This window comes from Endozoicomonas sp. ISHI1, assembly GCF_024606225.1.
Lineage (GTDB): Bacteria > Pseudomonadota > Gammaproteobacteria > Pseudomonadales > Endozoicomonadaceae > Endozoicomonas_A.
Map to the genome: position 1 here is coordinate 108383 of NZ_JAGRPU010000010.1, position 12859 is coordinate 121241.

Consider the following 12859-nt stretch of genomic DNA (forward strand, 5'->3'; position numbering starts at 1 on the left):
AAGATCAAAGGATTGTACATGCCCACCCCGCTGGCGTATCCTCCTGAACATCAGGCTTCGCTATCTTCTTTGGCACCAGCATTTTCCATTCTTTCGGGGCGCCATCGTTGGTAACGAAGGGGCGCTTCTCGCTGACCACAGTAATCCCCCGTTCTTTCAGCACTTTTTGGGCTTTCTCCGAAGCCAGCGTTGCCTGCGTCAGGGTGCCCGGGTTCATCCGAATGCCATCACTCTTCAGCCGCTGCACTTCTTTCTCCAATGCCTGTTGTGTTGAAGGGCTCATCAGAGACGGGTCATGTTCGTACTGCATCTTTTCCAACAGCGTCATTCCGGCAGGAAGCTCCACCTGCCTCAGATCGTACCAGCTGTTATGAATACCACGGGTGATTCCTTTTTTCTGATCTGCTTTGCAGGCTTTGTGGCTGGGGTCTGAACAGACAACCATTCCGGCCTGCTGAGCCATTTTGCGCCGGACATTGTCGTCAATAAACTGGTTCATTCGCTGCACTGGCTCAGTGGTCCATTCAAAGTTTTCAGATATCTTTGAGCCATTGTCGTTCAGACCGTAGACTTGGGTGTAGTCTTTTTTGCGCTGATCCCGAAGTGGCCCGGTGACACGCGCCAGATCAGCCGCACCGTGCATGGCAGCTTCCAGATGCCGTTGGAATTCAGTCTTGTTGCCTGGTTTGGAGGTAAACTCCCTGGTCAGCTGCATTGGTAAGTCAAGGCGTTTAGCGTCAAAACCCAGAGGTCGAGCCATCGTTAATCCGGGAAAATCAGCCCCAACCCCACAACCACGGATAATGTCCATTCGATCCGCAAAGCGTAATATGCGCAGATACCAGCGCACAGGCTCAGGCAGGCTCTGCTCATCTTTATGATTGACATCATTTTCCTTGCTGACCATGGCCAGTGCTACATCATCCAGCAGCGGTTCAGGGTAGTGTCCGGCCAGGTCTCGTTTGAAGTAATAAGCTGACTTTGATTCTTCCTCTGTTTTGGCGACATCTTCGGCAGCCGCGTCATGGTAGATAATCGCCAGAGATAAGAGTTCTTTTTCGTCCGGGCTTAAGAAGCATTGCTGAAATTTCTCCAGCAATTCCATATACCAGTGACCATTATTTCTGGCCCGCAGAACATGACTGCAACTGTGCAGCGGTTTCCACACGGTTGGCATGGTCTGTCTGCCAAGGTTCTGGATCACCCGTTCCGGTCCGGGACGGCGGTAATAATGCTGCAATACCGTCAGGATGGTTTTTTCATTATCGCCGACATGATCAGGCAAGACCGGCGGTTTGCTGAACGCGTCCACCATAAACTGTAATGCCGTTGGTGTCCCGGCTGCCAATGGTGTTGTCAGCGCACCAGAATCGTTAATGCCGAGAGATCGTTTCAGATCCGCGATTTCCTGCTTGGCGTGCCGGACACGCTCTAACCAATTCTGATAGAAAGGATGCTCGTTCCGTTGCTCCCACAGTTTTTCAAACCATTCGATATATTCAGCCGGGGAATAAACGCGCATAATTTTCTTACTGCGGGGGTAATGAAATGCCAGAAGGGCTCTAACACTATCCAGAAGGTCTTTGTTCGGGGAAGCCCCGTGATGAAACAGGGCCAATAAGTGGCACTGAATATGTTCAAGGGTTGGATGCATCAGACTTGTCACATAAAGTAGTGCCTTTCTCAGACACGTCTGCCGTTGCTGTGGACTGATGTTCCTGCAGATTCGGTCAAATTCAACGACGCTTCCCGAACAACTGGTCAAAGGAAAATGCTGAAGATGTTGCAGGGTGAGGAATTCAAAGGGAGCAGAGGTAGCCACCATACAATTGAAGATGCCCACTGGCATTGCAGAGTCAAAAAATTCTTCCATATTATTGATATGGCCCAGGCCCCATTCAGTCGGCCTTGCCCCGCTCTGCAAAAGGAGCTGACATAATCGGTAAGCTTCTTCTTCCTCCTGTTGCTGCTGAGCAGGGGTTGCCGGTCCCATGCCCCCATTGTGTCTGGCTACTTCGGTATCCAGAAGAATATCAAGCAAAGATTTAACAGGCACTCCGAAAATATTAACAGACGCTTTTTTAACAAAACGCTGATCGATGGGCAATCCGCTCTGTTTTAATTCCAGAAGTCTCTCGCAACTGTAACATTCGGGATCGCTCAGCAGCTCAATGGCCTGTTGCAATTTGTGCATCATATCCGGTGGGACGCTTAATTCCGAACTCAGTGCCTCTGCCCGCAAAGTGATTGGCAGCAGATTCAACATGGCTCTGAAATTGTCCAGGTCAATGCTCTGCGAGAATGCGAAATCACCCAGAGAATGCCCATTGTTGGCCAGGTGCGGACTGTCCAGCTCATCATCAAAACAGACCTGTACAGAACCTGTGTGGTGACAATAAACGACCAGAGGCAAGGGTTTAAGCTCCAATGCCTTTTCACACTGACGCTTGGACTCCAGGATATCGGCAATATTTGCCCGTTTATCGTTGTAGACGCAAAAGCATTTGATCTCTTCCTTGCGATAGTGGATGAGCACCAGTTCCGGGAAATTATAAATGTGGGTATAATCGCCGGGTTTCAATTTAGGTAAACTGAATGTCCCATTTGCTTGCAGATGTCCTGAGGTGAAACGGGGATAAACTCTCCAGATGATTTGATTGGCACGCTCACGACTTTTCTTGTGTAATGATCGTAGATCAGACAGTAGTTTTATTGTCAGTGTATCCGGTGTTAGGCTGGGCTCCTCCAGCAACCGATTAGTCAGTGCGTCACGTTTATAGACATACAGGCATTTGGGATCAGTAATGCCTACCATCCATTGATCTAACGCTTCTGTTACTCGCTCGGTGGGCATCATCTCTCCGGGCAGAGCGAGGGTGAAGGGTCTTGGTGTGCCCTTGCCAGCAAAGTAATTTCTTTCTTCAACCAATCCAATATGCCGAAATGCCAGACGTCCACTCTCAGCGGCCCGCAGTAGCTCCTGTCGCTCATATTCCCTGGGATGGGGCAGCAGCTTGCGGGTTGGCTCGCTGATTGTCCATTGGCCAGAGGCTGTTGCCGATTGGGTGGCGAACTTTGGTTGAGGTTGAGGTTGAGGGCACGGGCTCGCAGAGATCGCCGCTCCATGGACAACATTCATGGTAATACTCCAGTAAAATTTATTATTTGCCCAATTCCGTAAGGAGGGATTCTATCGTTCTTGGAGTAAACGGCTGGTAAAAAGTTCCATTGCAGTCTGTTGTCCGTAACTGCATGTTCAAAGCAAGATCAAAGGATTGTACATGCCCACCCCGCTGGAGCATCCATCCTCCCGAGCATCAGGCTTCGCTATCTTCTTTGGTACCAGCATTTCCTTCTCTATCGGGAGTTCATTGTCGGTAAAGTAGCGTCGCTTCTCGCTGACCACGGCAATCCCCCGTTTTTTCAGCACTTTTTGGGCTGCCTCCGAAGCCAGCGTGGTTTGCGTCAAGGTGCCCAGGTTCATTTGGATAGCTTCGCTCTTTAGCCGCTGCACCTCTTTCTCCAATGCCTGTTGTGTTGACGGACTGAGCAGCGACGGGTCATGTTCGTACTGCATCTTTTCCAACAGTGTCATGCCAGCCGGAATCGCCACCTGCTGGAGATCATACCAACCGTTATGAATACCACGAATGATCCCTTTTTTCTGATCAGCTTTGCAGGCTTTGTGGCTGTTGTCTGAACAGACTACAATTCCGGCCTCCCGAGCCATTTTTCGCCGGACATTGTCGTCAATAAACTGGTTCATTCTCTGCACTGGCTCGGTTGTCCATTCAAAGTTTTCAGAGATCTTTTCGCCATTGCCGCTCAGACCGTAGACTCCGGTATAGTTTTTTTTGCGCTGATCCATAGGCCGACCCGTTACCTGCGCCAGATCAGCCGCACCGTGCATGGCGGCTTCAAGATGCCGTTGGAATTCACCCTTGTCGTCAGGCTTGGAGGTAAACTCTCTGGTCAGATGCGCTGGTAAGTCAAGACGCCTGGCGTCAAAACCCAGAGGTTGAGTCACCGTTAATCCGGGAAAATCAGGCCCAACCCCAAAAACACGGATAATGTCCATGCGATCCGCAAAGCGCAATATGCGCAGATACCAGCGCACAGAATCAGACAATTTCTGCTTATCGCCACCATTGACATCATTTTCCTTGCTGACCATCGCCAGTGCCATGTCATCCAGAAGCTGTTCAGGGTAGTGCCCGGCCAGATCCCGTTTGAAGTAATGAGCGGATCTTGTTTCTTCCGCTGATTTGTCGACATCTTCGGCGGCTGCGTCATGATAGATAATCGCCAGCGCCAGGAGTTCTTTTTCTTTCGGGCTCAGGTAATGCTGCTCAAATTTCTCCAGCAATTCCATATACCAGTGACCATTATTTCTGGCCCGCAGGACATGGCTGCAGCTGTGCAGCGGTTTCCAAACGGTTGGCAAGGTTTGTCTTTCAATGCTCCGGATCACCCGCTCCGGTCCCGGACGCCGGTAATAATGCTGCAAAACCTTCAGGATGGTTTTTTGATTATCGCCGGCATTATCAGGCAAGACCGGCGGCCTGCTAAAGGCATCCACCACAAACTGTAATACCGCTGGTGTTTCGGGTGTCGCCAGGTTGTGAGAATCGTCCAGACCGAGAGATTGCTTCAGATCCAGGATGTCCTTTTGAGCCTGCTGGACATGCTCTGGCCAATTCCGGTAGAAAGGATGCGTTTCCCGTTGCAGCCATAACTTTTCAAGCCATTGGATATAATCACTCAGAGAGAAATCATCAATAATCTTCTCACCTTCAGGATATTGGTGAGCAAATCGGGCTTTAAAACGATTCAGAACGCCTTTGTCCGGAGAGGCCTCGTAATGAAACAGTGCCAGTAAGAAGGTCTGGATGGTATTAAGAGTCGGGGGGCGACAATCTTCCACATATCCCCACAATATTTTTTCCAAAGCGCCCTGCCGTTGTTGTGGACTCAGTTTCTGGCAAATGCGGTCAAATTCAACAATGGCTCCCGGACAGACGGTCAGAGGTATCTTCCTGAGATGGGGCAAAGTCATGCATTCAAATGGACTAAAGGCAACCAGCATGCAATTCATTATGCCCAGTGGCATTATAAAAGAGTCAAGACCTATCATTCCGTTGATGAAACTCCTGTACCAATCTTTCCGCAGACTTGCCCCACTTTGCACAAGCAGCTGAAACATTCGGTAAGCTGCTTCCTCCTGTTTCTGAATTTGCTCCTGCTCTGGCTTCTGGTATCTGAGCATTTCGGAAACAAGCAGCATTTTAAGCAATGATGTAAAACCTCCTTCATGAAAAAAATGCTGGTGAATGGGTAAGCCCTGTTTTAATTCCAGGAGCTTCTCGTAGCTGTATGAACAGGGATTACTTACCAGATCCATGGCCTGTTGTAATTTGTGCCTGGCATCGGGTTCTGCTTCTTGTGGGACGCTTAATTCTGAACTCATTGCTTCTGCCCGCAAAGACATTGGCAGCAGATTCAGAACGGCTCTCAAATCGTCTGGGTCTACGCCCTGTGAGGATGCTATATCATTCAGAGAATGCTCATTCATGCACAGCGGTATACTGTCCAGTTCATCATCAAAATAGACCTGCGCAAAGCCTGTGCGGTGGCAATAGACAACCAGAGGCAAGGGTTTAAGCTCCAATACTTTTTCACACTGACTCTTCTCCCACAGGATGTCGGAAATGTTTATCTGTGCATCGTCGTAAACGCAAAAGCATTGGATGTCTTCTTTGCTATAGCCGGTGAGCACCAGTTCAGGGTAGCGTTCCATGCGGGAAAAATTGAAGAATTTTAATTTTGGTAAACTGAACGTTCCGTCCGCTCGCAGATGTCCCGAGGTGAAACGGTCATAAACTCCCCAGATAACGATATTGGCACGTCCAAGAAGTCCATCGTGTAATGATTGCAGGTCAGGCAGAAGTTTTGCGTGCAGTTTATCGGCATCTGCACCCCTTTCCATACGCCAGCTGTGGGCATCACGTTTGTAGACGTACAGGCATTGGGGGTTAACAGTGCCTACCATCCACTTACCGCAGAGTTCTGTCACGGGCTCAGTGGGCATCATCTCCCCCGGCAGGGCGAGGGTGAAGGGTCTTGGCGCACCCTTACCCGAAAAGTAGTTTTTTTCTTCAGCCAATTCAATTCGCCGAAACGCCAGGTGCCCGCTTTCAGCGGCCCGCAGTAGCTCTTGTCGCTCAGACTCCCTGGGATGACAGGGTAGCTGCTTGCGGGTCGGTTGGCTGATTGTCCATTGGCCAGAGGCTGTTACCGAAGGATTGTCAGGCTTGGGTCGATCAAATTTTGGTTGAGAGTGAGGGCTCAGGCTCACAGGGTTCCCCGTTCCCTGGGCAACATTCATGGCAATACTCCTGTAAAACGTATTATTTACCCACTTCCGTGTGGTTGGATTCGACAATCTTTAGAGTGGCTGGCTGGTACAAAAGTTCCTGTATGGTCCCACTTTCCGTAACTGTATTTTCATAGCGAGATCAATGGATTTTTATCGGCTCTCTTCTGCTGGTGCATTCTGATCATCAAGCTGAGCAATCTTCTTCGGCACCAGCATTTTCCATTCTTTCGGGTTGCCATTGTTGGTAACGAAGGGACGCTGCTCGCTGACCACAGTAATCCCCCGCTGTTTCAGCACTGTTTGGGCTTCCTCCGAAGCCAGCGTTGCCTGCGTCAGGGTGCCCAGGTTCATCCGAATGCCATCGCTCTTCAGCCGCTGCACCTCTTTCTCCAATGCCTGTTGTGTTGACGGACTCATCAGCGACGGGTCATGTTCGTATTGCATCTTTTCCAGCAGCGTCATTCCGGCCGGAAGCTCCACCTGCCTCAGATCGAACCAGCTGTTATGAATACCACGGGTGATTCCTTTTTTCTGATCAGCTTTGCAGGCTTTGTGGCTGGGGTCTGAACAGACAACCATTCCGGCCTGCTGAGCCATTTTGCGCCGGACATTGTCATCAATAAACTGGTTCATTCTTTGCACTGGCTCGGTTGTCCATTCAAAGTTTTCAGAGATCTTTTCGCCATTGCCACTCAGACCGTAGACTTCGGTGTAGTTTTTTTTGCGCTGATCCTGAAGTTGGCCGGTTAACCGCGCCAGATCAGCCGCGCCGTGCATGGCAGCTTCCAGATGCCGTTGGAATTCAGTCTTGTTGTCAGACCCGGAGGTAAACTCTCTGGTCAGATGCAATGGTAAGTCAAGACGTGAAGCGTCAAAACCCAGAGGTCGAGCCACCGTTAATCCTGGAAAATCAGCCCCAACCCCAAAAACACGGATAATGTCCAGTCGATCCGCAAAGCGTAGTATGCGCAGATACCCGCGCACAGGTTCAGGCAGACTCTGCTCATCTTCACCATTGACATCGTTTTCCTTGCTGACCATCGCCAGTGCCACATCATCCAGAAGCGGTTCAGGGTAACGCCCCTTCAAGTCCCGTTTGAAGTAATGGGCTGACCTTGTTTCTTCCGCTGATTTGTCGACATCTTCGGCAGCTGCGTCATGATAGATAATCGCCAGCGCCAGGAGTTCTTTTTCTTTCGGGCTCAGGTAATGCTGCTCAAATTTCTCCAGCAATTCCATATACCAGTGACCATTATTTCTGGCCCGCAGGACATGGCTGCAGCTGTGCAGCGGTTTCCAGACGGTTGGTAAGGTTTTTTTGCCAAGGCACTGGATCACCCGCTCCGGTCCCGGACGGCGGTAATAATGCTGCAGTACCTTCAGGATGGTTTTTTCATTATCGCCGACATTTTCTGGCATGGCTGGTGGTTTGCTGAAGGTGTCCACCATAAATTGTAAAGCTGCTGGTGCCTCAGCTGACGATGGTGTCTCCAGGTTTTGAGAATCGTCCAGACCGAGAGATCGTCTCAGATCTGCGATGTCCTGATGAGCTTGCCGGACATACTTTGGCCAATTCTGGTAGAAAGGATGCGTTTCCCTTTGCTCATAGAGTTCATTAAGCCATCGAATATAATCATTCAGAGAAAAGTTATTAATAACCTTCTTGCCGTTGGGGTATTGATACTTCACATCGGCTTCGAAACGGTTCAGAACGTTTTTGTCCAGAGAAGCCCCGTAATGATAAAGAGCCAGTAATTTAGACTGGATGATGTCAAGACTCGGAAAATTAAAACTACACGGATAACGTAATAACTCTTCCAGACAGCTCTGCAGTTTCTGTGGAGTGCATTCCCGGCAGATTCGGTCAAATTCTACGACGCTTCCCGGGCAACCGGTTAAAGGTATTCTCCTGAGATGTTTCAGGGTTAGAACATCAAGTGGAGCAAAGGCAGCCACCAAATAATTCATTATGCCCGGTGGCATTACCGGATTTAAGGTGTCATTCATCATGACAAGGGGTGAAAAATTCCTCGGCAGCTGTGCTCCGCTCTTCAGAAGCAGCCAACATAAGCGGCAGGTTTCCTCCTCCTGTTCCCGAGTTTGCTCGTGTTCTGGCTCATCGTTTCTGGTCATTGCGGAGCACAGCAAGATCTCAAGCAGAGAGTCAAGACCTCGTTCATGAAAAAAACGCTGGTGAATTGGCAAGCCTCTTTGTTTTAAGTCCAGAAGCCTCTCGCAGTCGTAAGAGCCGGGTTCATTGACCAGATCAATGGCTTGTTGCAATTTGTGCCTGACATCTGGATCTGCTGTGGTGGTTCGTTCCGAACTCAGTGCCTCTGCTCGCACAGACATTGGCAGCAGATTCAACATGGCTCTGAAATGGTCTGGGGCTACGCCCTGTGAGAGCGCAAAATCATTCAGCGAACGCTCATTCATGGTCAGGTATTGACTGTCCAGCTCATCATCATAATAAACCTCTACAGAACCTGTGCGGTTGCAATAAACAACCAGAGGTAAGGGTTTAAGCTTCAATACCTTTTCACACTGACGCTTGTCCTGCAGGATATCGGAAATATTGATCTGTGCATCGTTGTAAACGCAAAAGCATTTGATGTCCTGCTTTTGGTAATGGGTGAGCACCAGCTCCGGGAAATCATCATCGGTGGAATGATAGCCGGGTTTCAATTCTGGTAAACAGAACGTCCCATCCGCATTCAGATGTCCCGAGGTGAAACGAGCAGGATAAACTTTCCAGATGAGTTGATTGCCGCGCTCAAAATATCTATCAAGCACTGATTGCAGATCAGGCAGAAGTTTTACTAACCTGTTTTCCGGAGTTAGCTCAGGCTGCATCATCGCCAGCGAACAAGTCCCTGCATTACGTTTATAGACATACAGGCATTGTGGATCAAAAATGCCAACCATCCATTTACCATAAGCTTCTGGCACGCGCCCGGTGGGCGCCATTCCTCCCGGCAGGGCGAGAGTGAAGGGTCTTGGCGCTCCCATACCCGAAAAGTAATTTCTCTCTTCAGTCAATTCAATTCGCCGAAACGCCAGACGCCCGCTTTCAGCAGCCCGCAGTAGCTCCTGTCGCTCATACTCCCTGGGATGACGGGGTAGCAGTTTGTTGGTCGGTTCGCCCACTGCCCATCGACCAGAAGCTGTTACCGACCGGGTGTCAGAGTTTGATTGAGGGTGAGGGCACGGGCTTGCAGAGATCCCCGCTCCATGGACAACATTCATGGCAATACTCCTGTAAAACGTATTATTTACCCACTTCCGTGTGGTTGGATTCGACAATCTTTAGAGTGGCTGGCTGGTACAAAAGTTCCTGTATGGTCCCACTTTCCGTAACTGTATTTTCATAGCGAGATCAATGGATTTTTATCGGCTCTCTTCTGCTGGTGCATTCTGATCATCAAGCTTCTCTATCTTCTTCGGCACCAGCATTTTCCATTCTTTCGGGTCACCACCGTTGGTAACGAAGGGACGCTTCTCGCTGATCACAGTAATCCCCCTTTGTTTCAGCACTGTTTGGGCTTCCTCCGAAGCCAGCGTTGCCTGCGTCAGGGTGCCCGTATTCATCTGAATGCCATCGTTTTTCAGCCGCTGCACTTCTTTCTCCAATGCCTCTCGTGTTGCCGGGCTCAGAAGTGATGGGTCATGTTCGTACTGCATCTTTTCCAACAGTGTCATGCCAACCGGTATCTCCACCTGCCGGAGATCGTACCAGCTGTTATGAATACCACGGGTGATTCCTTTTTTCTGATCAGCTTTGCAGGCTCTGTGGCTGGGGTCTGAACAGACAACCATTCCGGCCTGCTGAGCCATTTTGCGCCGGACATTGTCGTCAATAAACTGGTTCATTCGCTGCACTGGCTCAGTGGTCCATTCAAAGTTTTCAGAGATCTTTGAGCCATTGTCGTCCAGACCGTAGAATTGGGTGTAGTCTTTTTTGCGCTGATCCTGAAGTTGGCCGGTTAACCGCGCCAGATCAGCCGCGCCGTGCATGGCAGCTTCCAGATGCTGTTGGAATTCAGTCTTGTTGTCAGGCTCAGGGGTAAACTCTTTGGTTAGTTGCAATGGTAAGTCAAGACGTGTTGCGTCAAAACCCATAGGTTGAGTCAACGTTAATCCGGGAAAATCAGCCCCAACCCCACAACCACGGATAATGTCCATGCGATCCGCAAAGCGTAATATGCGCAGATACCAGCGCACAGGAGCAGACAGTTTCTGCTTATCGCCACCATTGACATCATTTTCCTTGCTGACCATCGCCAGTGCCATGTCATCCAGAAGCTGTTCAGGGTAGTGCCCGGCCAGGTCCCGTTTGAAGTAATGAGCGGATCTTGTTTCTTCCGTCGATTTGTCGACATCTTCGGCAGCTGAGACGTGGTAGATAATGGCTAGAGCCAGAAGTTCTTTTTCTTCCGGGCTCAGGGAACACTGCTGAAATTTCTCCAGCAATTCCATATACCAGTGACCATTATTTCTGGCCCGCAGGACATGGCTGCAGCTGTGCAGCGGTTTCCAGACGGTTGGTAAGGTTTTTTTGCCAAGGCACTGGATCACCCGCTCCGGTCCCGGACGGCGGTAATAATGCTGCAGTACCTTCAGGATGGTTTTTTCGTTATCGCCGACATTTTCAGGCAAGACCGGCGGTTTGCTGAAGGCGTCCACCACAAACTGTAATGCCATGGATGGCTCGGCTGTCAGGGGCGTTGCCTGGTCGCGAGAATCGTCCAGACCCAGAGATTGTCTCAGGTCATTGATTTCCCCCTTGGACTGCTGGACAAGTTTTGGCCAATTCTGGTAGTAGGGATGCGTTTCCCGTTGCTTCCATAATTTTTCAACCCATTGGATATAATCATCTACGAAGCAACCATCAATGTGCGTCTCACCGTTACGGCAATTCCTCTTCAGGCCGAATTTAAGACTATTCAGCATGTCTTGATCCAAAGAAGCCTTATAATGAAAAAGGGCCAGTAGGTTGGACTGAATATATTCGAGCGTTGGATTCGGTAGACTTACCACATAACGTAATGCCCTTTTCAGGCATTTTTGCCGTTGCGGTTGAGTGTTGTCCCGGCAGATTCGGTCAAATTCAACGATGCTTCCCGGGCAACCGGTCAAAGGTATCCTTTTGAGATGTTTGAGGGTCAGAAAATCAAAGGGACCAAAGGCAGCCACCATATAATTGAAAACTCCCGCTGGCATTGACGGGTGGTTGGTATTGTCCATTTTGTAAATTTGGTCAACAGAAATCCCCACCCCTGCCCCGCTCTGCAGAAGCAGATGAAGTATGCGACAGGCTTCCTTCTCCTGTTCCCGGTTTTGCTCACACTTACCGCTTCTGAGTTGTTCGGAAATCAGCAGCTTGTCAAGCAAAGATTGAACAGTTCCTTTATGAAAAAAACGCTGGTGAATTGGCAGGCCACTTTGTTTTAATTCCAGAAGCCTCTGGTAATGGTAACAACGGGGATCACTCACCAGCTCAATGGCCTCTTTCAATTTGTGCATAACATCGGGTGAGACGGTTAATTCCGAGTTCAGTGCCTCTGCTCGCAAAGACATTGGCAGTAGATTTAACATGTCCCTGAAATGGTCTGGGGCTATGTCCTGTGAAAACGTAAAATCATCCAGAGAATGCTCATTCCTGGCCAGGTGTTTATTGTCCAGCTCATCATCAAAATAGACTTGTACAGAACCTGTGCGGTTGCAATAAACGACCAGTGGCAAGGGTTTAAGCTGCAATTTATATTCACACTGACGCTTATTCAGCAGGATGTCGGTAATATTTCTCTGTCCATCGTTGTATACACAAAAGCATTTGATGTCTTCTCTGCTGTATTTGTTAAGCACCAGTTCCGGGTATTCAGGGAAGGAGGAATGATCGCTGAATTTCAATTTTGGTAAACTGAATGTCCCATCTGCCTGCAGATGTCCCGAGGTGAAACGGGTAGGGTAAACTCTCCAGAGGATTCGACTGCCACGATCAAAACGATTATCGAACAATGATTGCAGATGAGGCAGTAGTTTTGTTGCCAGATGATCCGGAGTTACGCCAGGCTGCAACAGATCCCGGGTCGACGCACTATGTTTGTAGATGTACAGGCACTGTGGATCAACGGTACCTATCATCCATTCACCATAAGTATCTGGCACGCGCTCGGTAGGCATCAACCTCCCCGGCAGGGCGAGGGTGAAAGGTCTTGGTGTTCCCTTGCCTGAGAAGTAGTTTGCTTCTTTACTCAATCCAATTCGGCGAAATGCCAGACGTCCACTCTCAGCAGCCCGCAGTAGCTCCTGTCGCTCATACTCCCTGGGATGACGGGGTAGCAGTTTGTTGGTCGGTTCGCCCACTGCCCATCGACCAGAAGCTGTTACCGACCGGGTGTCAGAGTTTGATTGAGGGTGAGGGCACGGGCTTGCAGAGATCCCCGCTCCATGGACAACATTCATGGTAATACTCCATTAAAC

General features: G+C 49.7%; 4 protein-coding genes. All 4 read right to left on the reverse strand.

What is annotated here, in order from left to right; genetic code table 11:
* Positions 1-4: 4 nt before the first annotated feature.
* Positions 5-3139, reverse strand: a complete 3135-nt coding sequence (locus tag KBW69_RS08780) for a hypothetical protein (protein ID WP_257280625.1) — start codon at positions 3137-3139, stop codon at positions 5-7.
* Between the two features lie 117 nt (positions 3140-3256).
* Positions 3257-6385, reverse strand: coding sequence for a hypothetical protein (locus tag KBW69_RS08785; RefSeq protein WP_257280626.1), 3129 nt, complete (start codon positions 6383-6385; stop codon positions 3257-3259).
* A 141-nt stretch (positions 6386-6526) separates the two neighbouring features.
* The gene (locus tag KBW69_RS08790; protein ID WP_257280627.1) at positions 6527-9622 is read right to left on the reverse strand and encodes a hypothetical protein; all 3096 of its coding nucleotides are present in this window, start codon (positions 9620-9622) and stop codon (positions 6527-6529) included.
* A 141-nt stretch (positions 9623-9763) separates the two neighbouring features.
* Positions 9764-12841 (reverse strand): hypothetical protein, encoded by a 3078-nt coding sequence (locus KBW69_RS08795; RefSeq protein ID WP_257280629.1) that lies wholly within the window; start codon positions 12839-12841, stop codon positions 9764-9766.
* Between the last annotated feature and the right edge of the window lie 18 nt (positions 12842-12859).

What these genes read in the sequence shown, in the direction of transcription:
- KBW69_RS08780 (WP_257280625.1), bottom strand. Translation starts at nt 3,139, where the DNA reads ATGAATGTTGTCCATGGAGCGGCGATCTCTGCGAGCCCGTGCCCTCAA.
- KBW69_RS08785 (WP_257280626.1), bottom strand. Translation starts at nt 6,385, where the DNA reads ATGAATGTTGCCCAGGGAACGGGGAACCCTGTGAGCCTGAGCCCTCAC.
- KBW69_RS08790 (WP_257280627.1), bottom strand. Translation starts at nt 9,622, where the DNA reads ATGAATGTTGTCCATGGAGCGGGGATCTCTGCAAGCCCGTGCCCTCAC.
- KBW69_RS08795 (WP_257280629.1), bottom strand. Translation starts at nt 12,841, where the DNA reads ATGAATGTTGTCCATGGAGCGGGGATCTCTGCAAGCCCGTGCCCTCAC.